Source organism: Leifsonia sp. 10N434 (assembly GCF_056394405.1).
Window position 1 is genome coordinate 60,067 of sequence record NZ_JBFTHV010000006.1, and the last position, 19,105, is coordinate 79,171.

Below are 19,105 nucleotides of genomic sequence, written 5' to 3' on the forward strand. Positions count from 1 at the left end.
TGACCCGTGGATTCCGTGCTGCTGTTCATCCTGGGCGTGCTCATCATTCTGGTGGGCCTCGCGCTGTCGATCGGCCTGCACGAGGTCGGCCACCTCGTCCCCGCCAAGCTGTTCGGTGTCAAGGTCACGCAGTACATGATCGGGTTCGGCAAGACGCTGTTCTCGTTCAGGCGCGGGGAGACCGAGTACGGCTTCAAGGCGATCCCGCTCGGCGGGTACATCTCGATGATCGGCATGTTCCCTCCCGGCAAAGACGGCACGGCCGGTCGCAACGCCACCACCGGCTTCATGCAGTCGATGGCGCAGGACGCGCGCGTCGCCAGCATGGAGACCGTCGCGGTCGGCGAGGAGGAGCGCACCTTCTACAAGCTCCCGGTGTGGAAGCGCATCATCATCATGTTCGGCGGCCCGTTCATGAACCTGCTCATCGGCGTCCTGCTCTTCGGGGTGCTGCTGATGGGCTTCGGAACGCCGCAGGCGTCCACCACGGTCGGTACGGTCAGCCAGTGCGTGCTGCCGTCGACCAGCGCCCGCCAGACGTGCCAGTCCGGGGACCCGGAGGGCCCGGCCGCCGCCGCAGGGCTCGAGCCCGGCGACACGATCGTGAGCATCGACGGCACGCCGATCACCACCTGGGCGCAGTCGACGGGCATCATCCGGCAGTCGGTCGATCGCCCGCTCACCGTCGTCGTCAAGCGCGACGGGACGGAGCAGACGCTCACGATCACCCCCCGGGCGAACACGGTCGCCAAGACCGACGCGAGCGGTGCGGTGCTCAAGGACTCGTCGGGCACGGTGCTCACGCAGAGCGTCGGCTTCGTCGGGATCGGAACCGTGCAGGAGCTGGTCCCGCAGCCGGTCACCTCGGTGCTCCCGGCCGTCGGCGCGCAGACGGGCGCCGTCGTCGGCGTGATCATCCACCTGCCGCAGCGCATGGTCGACGTGTGGAACGCCGCCTTCGGCTCGGGCGAGCGCGACCCCAACGGCCCCATCAGCGTCGTCGGCATCGGCCGCGCTGCCGGCGAGCTCACCGCGCTCAACGGGGTGCCGGTGGTCGACAAGGTCTACACGATGATCGGGATGCTCGCCTCGCTGAACATCGCGCTCTTCGTCTTCAACCTCATCCCGCTGCTCCCGCTCGACGGCGGACACATCGCGGGGGCGCTCTGGGAGGGCATCCGGCGCACGTGGGCCAAGCTGTTCAAGAAGCGCGATCCCGGTCCCGTGGACATGGCCAAGCTGATGCCGCTCACCTTCGCGGTCGTGATCGTGCTCGGCGGAATGAGCGTGCTGCTCGTGTACGCCGACATCGTCAAGCCGGTCAACCTCTTCGGCTAGCCGCGCGGCCGGGCTTCGGCGGGGCGTCGACGGGGCGCCCGGGCATCCGGTCGGTCCGCGCACACCGGGGACCCAGCCACCTCTCACCCGGCCGCGTAGGATTGCATCCGTGGCAGCAATCAATTTGGGAATGCCCAAGGTTCCAGAGACCCTCGCACCGCGACGCAAGTCCCGTCAGATCAAGGTCGGCAAAGTGCTCGTCGGCGGCGACGCTCCGATCAGCGTCCAGTCCATGACGACGACGCCGACGACGAACATCAACGCGACCCTGCAGCAGATCGCCGAGCTGACGGCATCCGGATGCGACATCGTGCGTGTCGCGGTGCCGAGCCGTGACGACGCAGAGGCGTTGCCGATCATCGCCAAGAAGAGCCAGATCCCGGTGATCGCCGACATCCACTTCCAGCCGAACTACGTGTATGCGGCCATCGACGCCGGATGCGCGGCGGTGCGCGTGAACCCCGGCAACATCCGCAAGTTCGACGACCAGGTCGGCAAGATCGCGGCGGCGGCCAAGGCCGCGGGCGTCTCGCTCCGCATCGGCGTCAACGCGGGCTCCCTCGAGCCGAGCCTCCTCCAGAAGTACGGCAAGGCGACCCCGGAGGCGCTCGTGGAGAGCGCGGTCTGGGAGGCCAGCCTGTTCGAGGAGCACGACTTCCACGACTTCAAGATCTCGGTCAAGCACAACGACCCCATCGTCATGGTGAAGGCCTACCGGCTGCTCGCCGAGCGCGGCGACTGGCCCCTGCACCTCGGTGTCACCGAGGCCGGCCCCGAGTTCCAGGGCACCATCAAGTCGGCGACCGCTTTCGGCATCCTGCTCTCCGAGGGCATCGGCGACACGATCCGCGTCTCCCTGTCGGCTCCGCCGGCGCAGGAGGTCAAGGTGGGACTGCAGATCCTGCAATCGCTCAACCTCCGTGAGCGCAAGCTCGAGATCGTCTCGTGCCCGAGCTGTGGCCGTGCCCAGGTCGACGTCTACAAGCTGGCCAACGACGTGACGAGCGGACTCGAGGGCATGAGCGTCCCGCTGCGCGTCGCCGTGATGGGCTGCGTCGTCAATGGACCGGGCGAGGCCCGCGAGGCCGACCTCGGTGTGGCGTCCGGCAACGGCAAGGGCCAGATCTTCGTGAAGGGCGAGGTCATCAAGACCGTTCCCGAGGCGGAGATCGTGCAGACGCTGATCGCCGAGGCGAACCGGCTCGCCGCGGAGATGCCGCCGGTCGAGTCGGGCGAGCCGGTCGTCACCGTCGGCGCGCACTGAGCCGACGCGGGCTGCCGGCTCGGACTGCCGACTCCGACTCCGGGTGCGTCAGGCGGCGGCGAAGGTCACGCGACCGGTCGGGATGTCCGCGGCCGTGAGACGCACGCGCACGACGGTGCCCGGCTGCACGTCATCCGGGCGCGGGGCCGAGGCGACGACTGCCGGATCGGCGAGCTGCACCGTCATGGTGTCGCCGCGGACCGCCAGGACCGTGGCGTCGAAGGCGTCGCCGACGCGATCGACGAGCAGCGCGGCCTCGACGCGGTCGATGGACGCCGCGTTCAGCTGCGACCCGAGCCGCGACGATGCGCCCATGATCGACGGCAGGTCGCCGAGCGACGCGCGCGCCCAGGCCGGGATCTCCGTCCCGGCGCAGATCGCCTCGCAGATCACGAGCACCCAGCGGTCGACCAGCCTGCGCAACGGGGCCGTGGTGTGCGCATACGGGGCCGCGACGGCGGACTGAAGCGGGTCGCGGGGAACCTCGCCGTCCATCACGACGTAGCCGGCGCCGCGGAACAACCCCGTCGCCGCCTGCATGACCGCGAGTGCGCGGGGGTCGTGGTGATCCAGCCGCCGCAGGTACTCGCCGTACGGCTCGTCGTCGGGCCAGGGGAGTCCGAGCGCCGCGGTCTGCGCCCGGAAGGCCGTGATCGCGTCGTCGGTCGGCGGCGGCATCGTGCGCAGGATGCCCACGCGCGCTCCGAGCATCAGCTCGGCGGCCGCCATCCCGGTCAGCAACGAGATCTGCGCGTTCCAGTCCTCGATCGGCAGCGGTGCACGCCGCTCGAGGGTGTACGCCCCGTCACGGAGCACGATCTCCTCATCCGGGGCGTTGAGGCTGGCGCCGCCCCGCTCGCGCTCGCGCTCGATCCGGGCCAGACCGACCGATTCGAGGAGGGCGAGCGTCTCCGGCGCGGTCCCGTCGTCGATCGCGGCCTGCGCCTCCGGGTAGCTCCATTGCCGCCGCGACCGGATGTGCGCCCTCGTCACGGAGACCGATTGCTCGCGGCCCTCGGCGTCCAGCAGGATGTCCCAGACGAACGCGCCGCGGTCGACGCCGGGCAGAAGGGAGCCTGCGCGCTCACCGATGGCGTCCGGGTGCAGCGGTACGCGCCCGTCGGCGGCGTAGATGGTCTGCCCACGGCGGCGGGTCTCGGCGTCGACGGCGCCGTCCGGTCGCACGAGCGCGGGCACGTCGGCGATCGCGTATCGCACGCGGAAGCCGCCGCCATCCCGTTCGATGTGCACGGCCTGGTCGAGATCGGTGGAGCCGGCGGGGTCGACCGTGAGGAACGCGATCGCGGTCAGGTCGACGGACGGAAGCGTCAGCTCTGCGGCGGCGCGCTCGGCTTCGCGCACGGCGTCGGGCGGATAGTCCCCGGGGAGGCCGAGTTCGGAACGGAGCGCGGCGAGCGACTCGGCGAGCTCGCTCTGGGCGACGGATGCGGTGACATGCGTGCGGCGGTCCGGCATGCCGAAAGCCTAATCGGCCGCTGTCGCCTCGTCGGGGGAGAGGCGGCTCTCACGCAGGGCGTGGCCGAAGAGCGCCAGCGCGAGGGCGATGGCGCCGGCCACCGTGAGGCCGAGCGCGACGCTCCCGCGCAGGAGGAGGGCGCCCACCGCCGCGCCGGCAAGGATGAGCACGACGGCCAGCACCCGTCGTGGCCACCGTGTTCCGCTGCCGCCCGCGAGCCGGGAGTCGGCGGCGAGCCCCGTGATGGTGGATGTCACGACGACGGTGGTGACGTCGGCGACCGCGAGCCGCCGGGCGGTCGCGGCCTGGAGGCCCATCGTCGTCGCCAGGATCGTGGTGAGGGTGAAGCCCCACGCCGTCCCGTGCGTCGGGGGCACGACGATGGAGATCACGCCGAGAGCCAGGGTGACCGAGGCGGAGACGACCAGCGCGGCGGTCGTCGCGCGTCCCCATCCGGTGCGGGAGGTCGAGAGGGCGCGCCCGCCGATGGCGGCGCCGAGCAGAAAGCCGCCGAGCGCCAGCGCGGGCCCGACGATCGGGAGCCCGTCGGCGCCGGCGAGACCCATGCCGAGGATGACGACGTTGCCGGTCATGTTGGCCGTGAAGACCTTGTCGAGACCGAGATAGCCGACGGCGTCGATGATGCCGGTCGTGAACGTGAGTCCGAGCATGATGAACAGGTGGAGGCGAGCGGGGTCTCTGCGGGGCATGAACCCAGTGTGCCGTGCCCTCTAACATGGAACGGTGCCTACACGCCTGACGAACTATTTCCTGCGGACCCTTCGAGAAGACCCCTCCGACGCCGAGGTCATCAGCCACCGGCTGCTGGTCCGCGCCGGATACATCCGGCGGCAGGCGCCGGGGATCTTCGCCTGGCTGCCGCTGGGGCTGCGCGTGAAGGGCAAGATCGAGGCGATCATCCGCGACGAGATGACCGCGGCCGGCGCCCACGAGGTGCACTTCCCCGCGCTGCTGCCGCGTGAGCCCTACGAAGTCACGGGCCGCTGGGAGGAGTACGGCGACGGCCTGTTCCGTCTGAAGGACCGCAAGGGCGCCGACATGCTGCTCGCGCCGACGCACGAGGAGGCCTTCACGCTGCTCGTGAAGGACCTGTACTCGAGCTACAAAGACCTGCCCCTGGCGATCTACCAGATCCAGGACAAGTACCGCGACGAGGCCCGCCCGCGTGCCGGCCTGCTGCGCGGGCGCGAGTTCACGATGAAGGACGCCTACACGTTCGACTACACGGACGCTGGGCTGGATGCGAGCTACCAGTCGCAGCGCGACGCCTACGAGCGCATCTTCACCCGTCTCGGGCTCGAGTACGTGATCGTGCAGGCGGATGCGGGCGCAATGGGCGGCTCCCGCAGCGAGGAGTTCCTGCACCCCACTCCCGTCGGCGAGGACACGTTCGTGCGCTCGGCCGGCGGCTACGCGGCTAACGTCGAGGCGTTCACGACCCTCGCGCCGCCCACCCGCTCGTACGAGCACCTCACCCCGCTCGAGGTGCTGGACACGCCGGACACGCCGACGATCCAGACGCTCGTCGAGGTGGCCAACACGAAGCACCCGCGACCCGACGGCCGCGCCTGGACGGCGGCGGACACCCTCAAGAACGTGGTGCTCGCGCTGACGCACCTCGACGGATCCCGCGAGATCGTCGTCGTCGGCCTGCCCGGCGACCGCGAGGTCGACCTCAAGCGCGCCGAGGTGGCGTTCGCCCCGGCCGAGATCGAGCCTGCGACGGAGGCGGACTTTGCGCGCCACCCCGGTCTCGTCAAGGGCTACATCGGTCCCTGGTCTGCCGAGGGACAGGTTCTCGGCGAAGACGGAGCGACGGGCATCCGGTACGTCGTCGACCCGCGCGTCGTCGACGGTTCCGGCTGGATCACCGGCGCGAACATCCACGGCAAGCACGTCTTCGGCCTGGTCGCCGGGCGCGACTTCGGCTGGGACGGCACGGTCGAGGTCGCCGAGGTTCTGCCCGGGGATCCAGCGCCCGACGGCTCCGGCCCCGTGGAGCTGGCCCGCGGCATGGAGATCGGGCATGTCTTCCAGCTCGGCCGCAAGTACGCGGACGCGCTCGGCCTCAAGGTGCTCGACGAGAACGGCAAGCTCGTCACGGTCACGATGGGCTCGTACGGCATCGGCGTGACGCGCATCCTGGCGATCATCGCCGAGAACAACAACGACGACAAGGGCCTGATCTGGCCGGCGTCGGTCTCGCCGTTCGATGTTCACGTGGTCGCGGCCGGTCGCGAGCCGGTGGTGTTCGAGGTCGCGGAGGAGCTCACGGCCGCGCTCGAGGGCGCAGGGCTCGACGTGCTGCTCGACGACCGCCCCAAGGTGTCGCCGGGTGTGAAGTTCGGGGACGCGGAGCTGATCGGCGTGCCGAAGATCGTCATCGTCGGCCGCAGCGCCGCCGACGGCGTGGTCGAGCTGTGGGACCGCCGCACCGGCGAGCGCACCCAGCTCCCGGTCGCCGACGCCGTCGCCGCGCTGCGCTGACGCGCGCGCTCCGTTTCGCGCGAGAGGTGCCGAATGTCGCTCATTCACCCCGAATGACAGACATTCGGCACCTCTCGCGCGATTGGTTTTCCACAGATTCGCGCGGAGGGTCGTTCTGAGGGGAGGCGCGCGGCGAGGATGGCGGGATGCGCCGCACCGTTCCACTCCCCGCAACCCTTCCGAGGGCTTTCGCGACGAGCGTCGCCTCTGAGCACGGCGTCGCACCCCGGCGGCTTCGTGCCCTGGATGTGCAGCACCCGTTCCACGGGGTGAACGCCATCGGCGACGTCAGCGCCGTCGAGGCGTATCGGCACCGGATGCTGCCAGGGCAGTTCTTCAGCCATCACACGGCCGCGATCGTTCACGGGATTCCCCTTCCGCGGACGGGGCGCGCAGTCCACGTCGCGGTCGTGGCGCCGCGAACCCCGCCCCGCGCGTCGGGCGTCGTCGGCCACCGGGTTTCGGCCGACGTCGAGGTGGTGACGTTGCCCGACGGAACCCCCGTGTGCTCAGCGGCGGACACCTGGTGTCAGCTGGCTGTTGCGCTCAGCACATCGGACCTGGTTGCGGCGGCCGACCATCTTCTCGGCGCCAGAGGCCGACCGGCGATCGCGACGGTCGATGAACTCGACCTCGCTGCACGCCGGCACGCCCGCGGTCGCGGCGCCCGTGCGCGTCGCGACGCGATGGCTCGGGCGCGGTGGGGGAGCGACTCACGGCCGGAGTCGTTGCTGCGCCTGCTCGTGGAAGACCTCGAGGTCGGCGATGTCCTGATCAACCATCCTCTGACGGTCGGCGGCCGCACGCTGCATCCCGATCTGCTGGTTCCGTCGAGGTCGCTGATCCTCGAGTACGAGGGCGACCATCATCGCGTGGAGCGCGACCAATGGAATCACGATCTGGCGAGATACGACGCTTTCGCTGCGGCGGGCTGGCGCGTGATGAGAGTGACCTCGCGCCAACTCTTCGACGACCCCGAAGGCCTGGCGCGACGGGTGCGAAATGTGCGTCAAACGACCTGAATGACCGACATTCGGCACCTCTCGGCGAGGCGGAGCAACCGGCGGGCGTCAGAGGCGGATGGCGACGGCGCGCACGCACCAGAAGACGCCGTACGCGATGAGGCCGAGGCCGATCGCGAGCAGCAGGAAGACACCATACGGGAGTTGCGTGAGCGACTTGAGGGCGCCGTCGAGTCCGGATGCCTTGCCCGGGTCATACGTGACGGCGCCCGCCACGATCAGGCCGCCGACGATGCCCAGCGCGATGCCCTTGGCGATGTAGCCGACGCGGCCGAGCGTGACGGTCGCCGGCGCGAGCGCGTTCGGGGGGAGCCGCATCCCGCGCTCGAAGGTCTTGCGGATGCCGCTGACCAGGAAGCCGATCCCGACCGCGACGACGATCAGACCGATCAGCGCGAGCACGAACACGCCGCCGGGCGTGCCGAGCAGCTTCGCGCTCGCCGACTTCTCTGATGCGGACGAGTTCGATCCGCCGCCGAACGCGACCGTGATCGCGGTGATCGCCAGCACGAGGTAGACGACTCCCTTCGCGATCTCCGAGACGCGTTTCCATGCCTTGCGCGCGACCACGGTCTGCAGGATCTGCCAGAGCGTCAGCGCGATCAGGCCGACGATCACGGCCCAGACGACGAAGAGACCGCCAGGCACCTTCACGAGCGCCTGCAGGGCGCCGGACTGGTCGGCGTTGCCGCCGCCGGTGCGCAGGGCGATCGCGATCGCGATCACGCCGATCAGGATGTGCAGCAGGCCGATCGCGGCGTTCCCCACGCGCGCGAGGGTGCGGACGATCGGATTGTTCTCGGCTCGGCGCGCGAGGACTTCGGAGTCGGGCATGGCGCTCACGGTACCCCGTTCCCGGGCAGGTCAGGATCGGGTACCGTAGGTAGCTGAGTCCGTCGCGCAGTTCGCGGCGGCAAGATCTGAATAGAGGAGGCCGGCATGGACATCGACCTCAGCGTCTTACGTCTCATGGAGCGCGAACGGGAGATCCCGTTCGACGAACTGGTGCAGATTATCGAGCAGGCGATTCTGACCGCCTACCTGAAGCACACCAATCAGGCGGATCACCGCCACGGCCACACCGACGAGCCGCCGGCCGCCCGCGTGCACCTCGACCGCAAGACCGGTCATGTCACGGTGTACGTCCCGGAGAAGGACGACGAAGGCAACATCATCGGCGAGGCCGAGGACAGCCCGAGCGACTTCGGCCGCATTGCGGCGTTCGCGGCCAAGCAGGTCATCAACCAGCGGCTCCGCGACATCGCGGACGACGCGGTGCTCGGCGAGTTCCGGGGACGCGAGGGCGACATCGTCGCCGGCATCATCCAGCAGGGTCCCAACCCCCGAATGATCCACATCGACCTCGGCAGCGTCGAAGCGATCCTCCCGCCGGAGGAGCAGGTTCCTGGCGAGGAGTACACGCACGGGTCGCGCATCCGGGTGTACGTGACGAGCGTGTCAAAGGGGCTGAAGGGCCCGTCGATCACGGTCTCGCGCACGCACCCCGCGCTGGTACGCAAGCTGTTCGCGCTCGAGGTCCCCGAGATCGCGAGCGGCGTCGTCGAGATCGTGTCGCTGGCCCGCGAGGCCGGACACCGCACGAAGATCGCCGTTCGCGCGACCGAGCCGGGCGTCAACGCCAAGGGCGCGTGCATCGGAGAGCTGGGCCAGCGTGTCCGTGCGGTCACGGCCGAACTGAACAACGAGAAGATCGACATCGTCGACTACTCGCCCGATCTGGCAACGTTCGTCTCGAGCGCGCTCTCGCCGGCGAAGGTGACGAGTGCTTTCGTGATCGACGAGTCGCTCAAGGCGGTGCGCGCACTGGTGCCCGACTATCAGCTGTCGCTCGCGATCGGCAAGGAGGGCCAGAACGCCCGCCTCGCCGCGAAGCTGACGGGCGCGAAGATCGACATCCAGCCCGACTCCATTCTCGACAGAGAGTAGGCCTCGGGGCTGGATGGCGATCTTCGCGCCGGGCCGGCGCCGCGCAGCGGTGACGACCCGGTGGCGCAGCCCGTCAGCGCAGCATCCAGCCCGACTCCATTCTCGACAGAGAGTAGGCCTCGGGGCTGGWTGGCGATCTTCGCGCCGGGCCGGCGCCGCGCAGCGGTGACGACCCGGTGGCGCAGCTCCTCACCCGCTCACCGGATGTACGCCTGCAGCGCCGCCTGCACTGCGTTGTCCACCGATCCCGTGCCGCCCACGATCACGATCGATGACGGCCGCAGTCGAGTCAACGCCTGCGCGACCGACGACGGGATGCCGTGCGGAGTCACCAACAGCGTCGGACCTTTCGCCGTGCCGGCGGCGGGGTCGGCCGAGAGAGCATCCGCGAAGACCGTGCCCGTCGCCACGTAGACCCTGGCTGCCGGCGTGACGACCGATACTGAGATCTGCGCGCTGGCCGCGTACCTGTCAGCACCGCCGAGCCGCGTCACCGCCCCGGTCGTGTAGGCCTTCAGCGCAGTCGCGACGGACGCACTCACGGAGCCGGTCCCCCCGAACACGACGATCCGTGCGGGGTGCACGCGGCCGAGCTCAGCGCGGATGACCGACGGGATGCTCGTCGGGTGAACGAGGAGGAGCGGACCCTTCGCCGAGCCGGCGGCGATCGCCCCGCCGCTCACGGCATCCGGGTAGTTCTCGCCGGACGCGACGTAGAGCACGGGATTGGCCACCGGAGTCGTCAGCCGCGAGACGCCGGCGCTCACCGCGTACCGGTCGGAGCCGCCGATCCGTGAGACCGCGGCCGCGCCACCGGCGACGAACGCCCCCAGCGACGTCTTCACCCCATCGCTGACACTCCCCGCCCCGCCGAGCACGACGATCTTCGCCGGATGCAGCCGCCTGAGCTCTGTGGCGATCGTCGACGGGATGGCTTTCGGCTGCACCAGCAGCAGCGGGCCGCCGGCGCGACCGGCAGCCGGGCCGCCCGAGAGCGCGTCCGGGAACAGGGCGCCCGACGCCACGTAGACCCTGCCGACGCCGGGGGAGAAGGTGGCCGCCGAGAGTGCGGCGCTCACGGCGTAGCGGTCGGCGCCGCCCACGCGCGTCACCGGATGGGCGGCGCCCGGCAGCCCGAAGGCCCGGAGTCTCGCAGACCCGTCGGCGTAGTACAGGTGCCCGTTCACCACGATCGGGCTCTGCCAGTGCAGCCCGACCGTGCCGGAGGTGTCGCTCCAGAGCACCCGCCCGGTCGTGGGGTCGAACGCACGCGCCCCTCCGTTGGTCAGGTAGTAGCCGATGCCGTTCGCGACGATCGGGGACGTGCCCGCCACGGCTGTCTTCCACACCGGGGTGAGCTGAGGACGTCCACCGGCACCGGTCACGACCTTCAGCCCGGAGATCCCGCTGTTGTTCGCGACGAGGACCCACGGCGTCGCACTCGCCGGGTCCACCCACGCGGCCGGCTGCGTCAGCACCTGGCCGCCCTGCGGCACCGCGATGAGCTGCAGTTCGCCGCCGAGGTGGCCGGGGCCGCCCTGCGAACTGAGGTCGCTCAGATCGAGCAGGCGAAGCTTGGCGTCCTTACCGCCCTGCACGCCCAGGTTCTTGACGGCCGAACCGGATGGTGCCGCGACGATCTCGGGCGAGGAACTGCCCAGATCCTGGTCGGAGGAATTGAGCGCCGCCTGATTCGAGGGCGTGTAGCTGTCGACGGGACCGCCGCCGATGCCGGAGCCGTCGGGCTTCAGCGCCAGCACCGTGTCGCCCCAGTTGTGCGTGCCGTCGAAGACCGAGTTGCCCGTGGCGAAGTAGATCAGGTTCGTCGCCGGGTCGTAGTTCACGCTGGGGCGCGCCCACACCGCCGACTGCACCTGCGGGCAGTCGTTCGCGGGCGTGAAGTGGACCGTCTTGTCGCTGCAGAGCGTGTTGAACACCTTCTGGGTCCCCGTGGCGAGGTCGATCGTCGTGACGTGGCCCTGATAGTCGCCGCGATCGCCCGGATAGCCGCCGTTTGCGGCGTACAGGTAGGTGTGGCCGCCCGCGCTCGCCGTCGTGAGCGCGGGGGAGCTCTTCTCGTCGTACGGCTTGGCCGTCGCGAGCTCGGGCCAGCCGCCCCCGGTGGTCTCCGCTCCCGTGCCGACGGCGTATTTGTGCACGCGCCCGTCGAGCCCGTAGGAGTACACGGACGTCCCGTTCGGGTCCACCGCGGGCGAGGAGGTCGTGTAGCACGGCTGGGTGCCGTTGTTGATGCGGCAGCTGCCTGGACCGTATTGATGCTTCCACAGCGTCGAGCCGGTGGCCGCGTCGACCGCGACGGTCCAGCCGTCCTTCGTGGTGAGGAACAGCAGGTCTTTGATGCCGGCCGGGGTGGATGCCGCGGCCAGGTAGACCGGCGGGCTGTCGGCGATCCCGGGCAGCGTCGCCGTGTACTGCTTCTGCAGGCCGCCGATGGTCGAGGGGGTGAGCACCGTCTCAGCGGCGTTCACACCGGAGTGCGTCGGGCCATTGCCGTACTGGAGCCAGGACGTCGATGCCGCCACCGCCGCCGACGGGATGCCGGCCGCGACCAGCGCCAGCGCCGTGACGACGGCCCACACCGCCGTGCGCGAGGCCGTTCCCCTCCACCTCCGCTCCGCGAGTCCCTCGGTCGGTGCCATTCCGGTCCGTGTCTCGTCCATGAGTCCTCCCCAGGCGCAGTTTCCACCCTCCCGAAGCGGTGCGCAATCCTCGTCGGCTCTGCGCGCGGGATAGCCTGGAGGATGGACTCGCGCCGCCTGGTTCGGCGGTGACACCTCAGGAGGGGTAAGATGGAACCTGTTAGAACGTGCGTCGGTTGCCGTTCTCGCGCTCCCCGATCCTCACTTCTGAGGGTCGTCGCCCAAGATTCAGAACTCGTGGTGGACTCGTCCGCCACTCTGCCCGGGCGGGGCGCGTGGCTTCATCCGACTGGCGAGTGTCTCGACAAAGCCCTGCAGAGGCGCGCCTTCGGGCGGGCATTGCGGGTCGACGGGATGCTCGGAACCCAGGCCATCCAGGACGCACTACGAGAGAACAGGCTGAACGGCACAGTGAACTCAAATGAGTGACAACTAATGAGCGGCTCGAAATGAGACCCGTCCGTAACTAACGGTCTGCCCTGCTAGGGGTAGGCCCCCTAGACAGGAGAATTGTGGCTGCAAAACCACGCGTACACGAGGTCGCTAGCGAACTCGGAGTCGACAGCAAGGTAGCCCTTGCGAAATTGAAGGAAATGGGCGAGTTCGTCAAGGGACCGTCCTCCAGCATCGAACCGCCCGTCGCGCGCAAGCTCCGTGCTGCGCTCGAGGCGGAAGGCTTCACGGCCGACAAGGCCGCAGCGTCGGCCGGTGCGAGCGAGCAGAAGGCGTCGGCTCCGGCCCCCGCCGCCGCGCGTCCGTCCACCCCCGCTGCAGCGCCCGCTGCTCCGCGCCCCGCCGGCGCACCGGTGCCCAGCGCGCCGATGTCGGTGGCGGAGCGTCAGGCTCTCGCCGAGCAGAAGGCCGCCGCTGAGGCCGCCGAGAAGAAGGCCGAGGCCGAGAAGGCCGCGTCGGAGAAGCCCGCCGAGGCCGCTCCGTCGCGCCCGGCTGCCGGTGACGCCGCTGCCAAGCCCGCGACCCCGCGTGCAGCGAGCGGTGACAACGCGGCCAGCAGCATCCCGCGCCCCGGTGCGCCGCGTCCGGGCAACAACCCGTTCGCCTCCAACCAGGGCATGGGCCAGCGCCCGACCACCCCGCGTCCGGGCAACAACCCGTTCGCCAGCTCGCAGGGCATGGGCCAGCGCCCGTCGCCCGGCAACATCCCGCGCCCGACGCCTCCGCGTCCGGGTTCGCCCCGTCCCGGCGCCCCCGGTGCCGGCGGCGGCAACCGTCCTGGTCGTCCCGGCCAGGGTGGCGGCGCGCGTCCCGGCTTCCAGCAGCGTCCCGGTAGCGGCGGCGGTGCTGGTGCAGGCGCCGGCGCAGGCGGCGGCTTCCAGCGTCCCGGTGGCGGCTTCGGCGGCCCCCGTCCCGCAGGTGGTGGCGGTCGTGGCCGTGGTCCCGGTGGTGGTACCGCCGGTGCGTTCGGTCGCGGTGGCGGCAAGAGCAAGGCCCGCAAGTCGAAGCGCGCCAAGAGGCAGGAATTCGAGCTCAGAGAAGCTCCGTCGCTGGGCGGCGTGAGCGTACCCCGCGGCGACGGCAACACGATCGTCCGCCTGCGTCGTGGAGCCTCGATCTCCGACTTCGCCGACAAGATCGACGCCAGCCCTGGAAACCTCGTCACCGTGCTGTTCCACCTCGGTGAGATGGCGACGGCGACCGAGTCCCTCGACGAGGCGACGTTCGGCATCCTGGGCGACGAGCTCGGCTACAAGGTGCAGATCGTCTCGCCGGAGGACGAGGACAAGGAGCTGCTCGAAGGCTTCGACATCGACCTGGAGCAGGAGCTCGAGGACGAGACCGACGAAGACCTCGAGATCCGTCCCCCGGTCGTCACCGTCATGGGTCACGTCGACCACGGTAAGACGCGTCTTCTCGACGCGATCCGCAACGCGAACGTCGTTGCGGGCGAGGCCGGCGGCATCACCCAGCACATCGGTGCCTACCAGGTGTGGACCGAGCACGAGAACATCGAGCGCGCCATCACCTTCATCGACACCCCTGGTCACGAGGCGTTCACCGCCATGCGTGCCCGTGGTGCCCAGGTCACCGACATCGCGATCCTCGTGGTCGCGGCGGACGACGGCATCATGCCGCAGACCATCGAGGCGCTGAACCACGCCCAGGCGGCCAACGTGCCGATCGTGGTCGCGGTCAACAAGATCGACAAGCCGGATGCGAACCCCGCCAAGGTGCGTCAGCAGCTCACCGAGTTCGGCCTCGTTGCCGAGGAATACGGTGGCGACGTGATGTTCGTCGACGTGTCGGCGCGCAACGACATCGGCATCCAGGACCTCCTGGATGCGGTGCTGCTCACCGCCGACGCCGGTCTCGACCTGCGCTCCAACCCCAACAAGGATGCTCGCGGTATCGCGATCGAGGCCAAGCTCGACAAGGGCCGTGGTGCTGTCGCGACCGTGCTCATCCAGTCGGGAACGCTGCGCGTCGGAGACCCGATCGTGGCCGGCACGGCTTACGGCCGTGTCCGTGCGATGGTCGACGAGAACGGCGACACCGTGCACGAGGCCTACCCCTCGCGTCCGGTGCAGGTCCAGGGTCTGTCGAGTGTTCCGCGAGCCGGCGACACCTTCCTCGTCACCGAGGAGGACCGCACGGCACGTCAGATCGCTGAGAAGCGTGAAGCCGCCGAGCGCAACGCACAGCTGGCCAAGGCCCGCAAGCGCATCTCGCTCGAGGACTTCACCCGTGCTCTGGAAGAGGGCAAGGTCGAGGCGCTCAACCTCATCATCAAGGGCGACGTGTCCGGTGCCGTGGAGGCGCTGGAGGAGTCGCTCATGAAGATCGAGGTCGACGACTCGGTTCAGCTGCGCATCCTGCACCGCGGTGTCGGCGCGATCACCGAGTCGGACATCGACCTGGCGACCATCGACAACGCGATCGTGATCGGCTTCAACGTCCGTCCGGACGTCAAGGCCCGTGAGCGTGCGGCCCGCGAGGGTGTGGATGTGCGGTTCTACTCGGTCATCTACAACGCGATCGACGACATCGAGAGCTCGCTCAAGGGCATGCTCAAGCCGGAGTTCGAAGAGATCCAGTCGGGTGTCGCCGAGATCCGCGAGGTGTTCCGTTCCTCCAAGTTCGGAAACATCGCCGGTGTCATCGTGCGGTCGGGAACGATCACGCGAAACGCCAAGGCTCGCGTCATCCGCGACGGCGTGGTCATCGCCGATGGCCTTGCCATCGAGTCGCTGCGTCGCTTCAAGGACGACGTCACCGAGGTCCGTACCGACTTCGAAGCCGGTATCGGCCTCGGAAAGTACAACGACATCCAGATCGGCGACGAGATCGAGACGACCGAGATGCGGGAGAAGCCCCGCGTCTAGGCGTGAACAGGAGGTCCGGAAGCTCAGCCTTCCGGGCCTCCTCCCATCACGGCAGGTGAAGGAGAGACAACATGGCTGATCCGGCACGCGCGAGAAAGCTCGCCGACAGAATCAAGGTGATCATCGCCAAGCGCCTGGAGCGCGGAATGCGTGATCCCCGCCTCGGCTTCGTCACGATCACCGATGTCCAGGTGACCGGGGACCTGCAGCACGCATCGGTCTTCTACACGGTGTACGGCACCGACGAGGAGCGCACCGACACGGCCGCGGCCCTCACAGCGGCGACCGGGATGCTGCGGACCGAGGTGGGCAAGAACATCACCGCCCGCCTGACCCCGACGCTGGAGTTCATCCCCGACGCGATCCCCGAGAACGCCGCGCACATCGAAGACCTGCTCCGCGAGGCGCGGGAACGCGACACGGAGGTGGCCGGCCTCGCCGCGAGTGCGCAGTACGCGGGCGACGAGGACCCCTACGTCAAGCCGCGCGAGTTCGAGGACGACGAAGACTAGCCCGCTGCCCTCATCGAAGGGCCAGAATGAGGGGCATGTACGCCGTCTCGTTCTATGACGCCGATCCGGATGCCGGGCCGGAGCACTTCCAGAAGCTGGTCGACACCTACCCCCGGCACCGCGCCTACCTCGACGAGTTCGCCGCCGGTGGTGAGGTGCTCATGATCGGCACCTTCGGCGAGCCCGCGACGCAGGGCTCGATGGCGATCTTCCGGTCCAGGGAGGCCGCCGAGCGCTTCCGCGAGGGCGATCCGTTCTGGACGGAGGGGCTGGTGCACCGGTCGCGCATCCTCGACTGGGACCCGCTGGTGTTCGCCGAGCAGTAACCGCCGGGCGTCGGGCAGCAGCCGCCGGGCCTGGGCCGTGCGGCCTCGTCAGGGGAGCACGTAGCCGCCTTCGACCGCGATCGCCAGCCCGTCGGTGAGCAGCCCCGCCAGCGCGCGATCGCGCTGCGCTGCATCCGGCCAGAGGGCGTCGATCTCGGCCTGCGTCACCGGGATGTGCGACGCGCGCAACTCCGCGAGGATCAGTCCGCGCACCTGCCGGTCGGATCCCTCGTACTTCTTCTGCACCGCCTTGCGCGGGCCCTCGTACACCGGATAGCCGGCCAGCCGCCACGCGCAGGCGTCGCGAACCGGGCACTCCTCGCAGCGCGGGGTCCTGGCGACGCACACCAGCGCGCCGAGTTCCATCATGCCGGCGTTGAACGCGGCAGCGGCAGAGCGCTCGTGCGGGAGCAGGGCCTCCATCGCCGTGAGGTCGCGCTTGGCGCTGGGCGGACCCGGCTCGCCCTGGCCGTCGACGGCGCGAGCGATCACCCGCCGGATGTTCGTGTCGACCACCGGGTGGCGCTCACCGTACGCGAACACGGCGACGGCTCGCGCCGTGTAGTCCCCGATCCCGGGGAGGGCGAGCAGCGCATCCACGTCATCCGGGACGACGCCCCTGTGCCGTTCGGTGATCGCCACCGCGCAGGCGTGCAGCCAGAGGGCGCGGCGGGGGTATCCGAGCGACTGCCAGGCGCGCACAGCCTCGCCGGGAGGGACGGCCGCGAGGTCGGCCGGGGTCGGCCACCGCGTGAGCCACTCCTCGAGCCGCGGGATGACGCGCGAGACCGGCGTCTGCTGCAGCATGAACTCGCTGACCAGGGTGCCCCAGGCCGTGAAGCCGTCGCGCCGCCAGGGGAGGTCGCGACGGTTGGCGTGGTACCAGTCGACGACGGCGGTGGCGACCGTCACGCGTGCGCCGCGGTGTCGCGGAAGACCGGGCCGTCGAGCATGATCCCAGCGTAATCGCTGCGAACGCACGTGAGCGCTCGACGAGCGCGTGACGGCGACCGCGCCGCGGCCTAGGCTCGTGGCATGAAGCTGCCTCCCACACCGCGCGTGCTGTTCCTGCGAGAACTGGCGGGCGAGATCGCCCACAACTACGGTCATGGGCGCACCATCGTGGCCGTCGACGGCCCGTCGCACACGGCCGTTTTCGCCGACGACCTCGCCGCCGTGTTCCAGGAGGCCGGACACGACGCGTTCCGCGCGTCGATCGTCGACTTCCACCGGTCGCGCGCCGAACGCACCCGGCTCGGCGAGGAGACGGCGCAGCGCTACTACGAGGGCGCCTACGACTACGGAACACTGCGCCGCGTGCTCATCGACCCATTCCGGATGGCCGGCAGCACCGGCTTCCAGACCGCTGCGTTCGACGAACGACGAGACGCTCCCATCGAGAGCAGGTGGGAGACGGCGCAGGCCGACGCGATCCTGATCATCGACGGCGAGTTCCTGCTGCGCCCGGAGCTCCGCGGCAGCTGGAACTTCTCGATCGAGCTCGTCGATCGCGAGGAGAACCCGATCTACGAAGCCGACGCGAGTCCGCGGCTCTGGGCGAGCGCCCTCGTGTCCGACGCCGATCCCGAGCGTCCCCGTCGGGTCTTCGCCGACAGCTGCTGAGTCCGACAGCTGCTGAGGCCGACAGCTACTGAGGGCGGGCCACCGGGCTGCTACCTGACGGCGCGCATCCGCTCGACCACGGCATCCATCGGCAGGAAGGCGCGGGTGCGCTCGACCTCGTGCACGAGGTCGACGATGGCGGCGTTGATCGGCGCCTCGCGGCCGAGTTCGTGCGCCTCGCCGACCACGGCTCCGTTGAGATAGTCGATCTCTGTCGCCTGGCCGCGCCGGATGCTCTGCAGGGTCGATCCCGGATTCGGCGTCGCGCCCATCCGCCGCTTCATCATGAGCGGAACGAGCTGCCCGGCCCACAGCGGGGCGATGGACACGAACCGCAGGATTCCGTTCGTCAGGCCCTGGAGGGACCCGTAGCGCACGCCGGCATCGAACCCGACCCGCACGGCCTCCCGCATGCTCGCCGTGACGATGCGGCGCAGCCGGCGGTCGCCGAGGGTGTCCTGCGCGCTCAGACCTGTGATGGCCGGCATCGCGTTGATCTGGTTCACGATGAGCTTGGTCCACTGGCTGCCGGTGAAGTTCGCGACCGCGAAGGCGGGCATGGCGGCGTCGAGGACCTTCGTGGCCGCGACAACTGCCGCCGGCGGCTCGCCGTCGCCGGCGCCGAGGTAGGTGTTGGCCGCGGTCGTGACGCTGACCCGGCCGGGGGAGAGGAAGCTCGCTGCGTAGAGCGCGAGAGCCCCGACGCACTCGGAGTCGGGGAGGAGGAGCGCCGCCTGGCGGAGACCGTTGAGGCCGTTCTGCACCACGACCACGGTGCGACCGGCCAGCAGGTGCTGGTTCTCGCGGATCGCCGCCGCCGCATCCTGCGCCTTGGTGCAGAGGAAGACGAGCTCCGGCGCGGCCTGGAGCGTCTCGGCGGCTTCGACCTGGGCGACGTGCTCGCCCCAGGCGCCGCTCAGCCGCAGACCGTCGCGACGGATGGTCTCGAGGTGCTCGCCGCGCGCCGTGACCTCGACGAGGTGCCCGACGCGGTCGAGGAGCGCTGCGATCGTGCCGCCGACGGCTCCCGCCCCGATCACCCCGATACGCATTGTCTCAGCGTACGGGGGCGACCGGGTCAGGCCAATTC

The 19,105-nt window shown here is 69.9% G+C and carries 16 protein-coding genes; 10 read left to right on the forward strand and 6 right to left on the reverse strand.

The genetic code is table 11. From position 1 onward, the window contains the following. The first annotated feature begins 6 nt into the window (after positions 1-6). A complete protein-coding gene (locus AC1DB1_RS15305; protein WP_477201416.1) occupies positions 7-1,338 on the forward strand; it encodes a M50 family metallopeptidase in 1,332 nt (443 codons plus the stop codon). 109 nt (positions 1,339-1,447) lie between these two features. Then, positions 1,448-2,602, forward strand: coding sequence for a flavodoxin-dependent (E)-4-hydroxy-3-methylbut-2-enyl-diphosphate synthase (ispG, locus tag AC1DB1_RS15310; RefSeq protein WP_271178074.1), 1,155 nt, complete (start codon positions 1,448-1,450; stop codon positions 2,600-2,602). A 48-nt stretch (positions 2,603-2,650) separates the two neighbouring features. Here ispG and AC1DB1_RS15315 read toward each other — a convergent pair whose 3' ends face one another. Both AC1DB1_RS15315 and AC1DB1_RS15320 read right to left on the reverse strand, forming a co-directional pair. Then, entirely contained in the window at positions 2,651-4,078 is a 1,428-nt protein-coding gene (locus AC1DB1_RS15315) for an RNB domain-containing ribonuclease (protein WP_477201417.1), read from the reverse strand. Positions 4,079-4,087: 9 nt separating this feature from the next. Further along, a complete protein-coding gene (locus tag AC1DB1_RS15320; RefSeq protein WP_477201418.1) occupies positions 4,088-4,789 on the reverse strand; it encodes a YoaK family protein in 702 nt (233 codons plus the stop codon). A 34-nt stretch (positions 4,790-4,823) separates the two neighbouring features. Here AC1DB1_RS15320 and AC1DB1_RS15325 point away from each other — a divergent pair, with 34 nt between their 5' ends. Continuing rightward, positions 4,824-6,587, forward strand: coding sequence for a proline--tRNA ligase (locus AC1DB1_RS15325; RefSeq protein WP_477201419.1), 1,764 nt, complete (start codon positions 4,824-4,826; stop codon positions 6,585-6,587). A 146-nt stretch (positions 6,588-6,733) separates the two neighbouring features. Next, the gene (locus AC1DB1_RS15330) at positions 6,734-7,609 is read left to right on the forward strand and encodes an endonuclease domain-containing protein (RefSeq protein ID WP_477201420.1); all 876 of its coding nucleotides are present in this window, start codon (positions 6,734-6,736) and stop codon (positions 7,607-7,609) included. 48 nt (positions 7,610-7,657) lie between these two features. On the opposite strand, the gene AC1DB1_RS15335 is transcribed toward AC1DB1_RS15330, so the two are convergent. Further along, on the reverse strand, positions 7,658-8,443 hold the full coding sequence (locus AC1DB1_RS15335) for a DUF1206 domain-containing protein (protein ID WP_271178079.1): 786 nt from the start codon (positions 8,441-8,443) through the stop codon (positions 7,658-7,660). A 105-nt stretch (positions 8,444-8,548) separates the two neighbouring features. Between AC1DB1_RS15335 and nusA the strand changes: the two genes are divergently transcribed. Beyond that, on the forward strand, positions 8,549-9,556 hold the full coding sequence (gene nusA, locus AC1DB1_RS15340; protein ID WP_271178080.1) for a transcription termination factor NusA: 1,008 nt from the start codon (positions 8,549-8,551) through the stop codon (positions 9,554-9,556). A gap of 197 nt (positions 9,557-9,753) precedes the next feature. On the opposite strand, the gene AC1DB1_RS15345 is transcribed toward nusA, so the two are convergent. Further along, on the reverse strand, positions 9,754-12,237 hold the full coding sequence (locus AC1DB1_RS15345; RefSeq protein WP_477201421.1) for a cell wall-binding repeat-containing protein: 2,484 nt from the start codon (positions 12,235-12,237) through the stop codon (positions 9,754-9,756). A gap of 129 nt (positions 12,238-12,366) precedes the next feature. Here AC1DB1_RS15345 and AC1DB1_RS15350 point away from each other — a divergent pair, with 129 nt between their 5' ends. From AC1DB1_RS15350 to AC1DB1_RS15365, 4 genes are all read left to right on the forward strand, one after another. Next, complete coding sequence (locus AC1DB1_RS15350) at positions 12,367-12,645, forward strand: YlxR family protein (protein WP_271178906.1); 279 nt, start codon at positions 12,367-12,369, stop codon at positions 12,643-12,645. 83 nt (positions 12,646-12,728) lie between these two features. Beyond that, the gene (infB, locus tag AC1DB1_RS15355; protein WP_271178082.1) at positions 12,729-15,554 is read left to right on the forward strand and encodes a translation initiation factor IF-2; all 2,826 of its coding nucleotides are present in this window, start codon (positions 12,729-12,731) and stop codon (positions 15,552-15,554) included. A 71-nt stretch (positions 15,555-15,625) separates the two neighbouring features. Further along, positions 15,626-16,066, forward strand: coding sequence for a 30S ribosome-binding factor RbfA (gene rbfA, locus AC1DB1_RS15360; RefSeq protein WP_271178083.1), 441 nt, complete (start codon positions 15,626-15,628; stop codon positions 16,064-16,066). A gap of 35 nt (positions 16,067-16,101) precedes the next feature. Further along, positions 16,102-16,392 (forward strand): YciI family protein, encoded by a 291-nt coding sequence (locus tag AC1DB1_RS15365; protein ID WP_271178084.1) that lies wholly within the window; start codon positions 16,102-16,104, stop codon positions 16,390-16,392. Between the two features lie 48 nt (positions 16,393-16,440). On the opposite strand, the gene AC1DB1_RS15370 is transcribed toward AC1DB1_RS15365, so the two are convergent. Then, positions 16,441-17,304 (reverse strand): HhH-GPD family protein, encoded by an 864-nt coding sequence (locus AC1DB1_RS15370; RefSeq protein WP_477201422.1) that lies wholly within the window; start codon positions 17,302-17,304, stop codon positions 16,441-16,443. 123 nt (positions 17,305-17,427) lie between these two features. On the opposite strand from AC1DB1_RS15370, the gene AC1DB1_RS15375 reads away from it, so the two are divergent. Next, on the forward strand, positions 17,428-18,015 hold the full coding sequence (locus tag AC1DB1_RS15375) for a nucleoside/nucleotide kinase family protein (protein WP_477201423.1): 588 nt from the start codon (positions 17,428-17,430) through the stop codon (positions 18,013-18,015). A gap of 50 nt (positions 18,016-18,065) precedes the next feature. Here AC1DB1_RS15375 and AC1DB1_RS15380 read toward each other — a convergent pair whose 3' ends face one another. Next, positions 18,066-19,067, reverse strand: a complete 1,002-nt coding sequence (locus AC1DB1_RS15380; protein ID WP_477201424.1) for a ketopantoate reductase family protein — start codon at positions 19,065-19,067, stop codon at positions 18,066-18,068. Between the last annotated feature and the right edge of the window lie 38 nt (positions 19,068-19,105).

Excerpts from the sequence above, each read along its gene's own strand:
- AC1DB1_RS15315 (WP_477201417.1), bottom strand. The coding sequence starts at position 4,078 with ATGCCGGACCGCCGCACGCATGTCACCGCATCCGTCGCCCAGAGCGAG.
- AC1DB1_RS15320 (WP_477201418.1), bottom strand. The coding sequence starts at position 4,789 with ATGCCCCGCAGAGACCCCGCTCGCCTCCACCTGTTCATCATGCTCGGA.
- AC1DB1_RS15330 (WP_477201420.1), top strand. The coding sequence starts at position 6,734 with ATGCGCCGCACCGTTCCACTCCCCGCAACCCTTCCGAGGGCTTTCGCG.
- AC1DB1_RS15335 (WP_271178079.1), bottom strand. The coding sequence starts at position 8,443 with ATGCCCGACTCCGAAGTCCTCGCGCGCCGAGCCGAGAACAATCCGATC.
- nusA (WP_271178080.1), top strand. The coding sequence starts at position 8,549 with ATGGACATCGACCTCAGCGTCTTACGTCTCATGGAGCGCGAACGGGAG.
- AC1DB1_RS15345 (WP_477201421.1), bottom strand. The coding sequence starts at position 12,237 with ATGGACGAGACACGGACCGGAATGGCACCGACCGAGGGACTCGCGGAG.
- AC1DB1_RS15350 (WP_271178906.1), top strand. The coding sequence starts at position 12,367 with ATGGAACCTGTTAGAACGTGCGTCGGTTGCCGTTCTCGCGCTCCCCGA.
- rbfA (WP_271178083.1), top strand. The coding sequence starts at position 15,626 with ATGGCTGATCCGGCACGCGCGAGAAAGCTCGCCGACAGAATCAAGGTG.
- AC1DB1_RS15365 (WP_271178084.1), top strand. The coding sequence starts at position 16,102 with ATGTACGCCGTCTCGTTCTATGACGCCGATCCGGATGCCGGGCCGGAG.
- AC1DB1_RS15375 (WP_477201423.1), top strand. The coding sequence starts at position 17,428 with ATGAAGCTGCCTCCCACACCGCGCGTGCTGTTCCTGCGAGAACTGGCG.
- AC1DB1_RS15380 (WP_477201424.1), bottom strand. The coding sequence starts at position 19,067 with ATGCGTATCGGGGTGATCGGGGCGGGAGCCGTCGGCGGCACGATCGCA.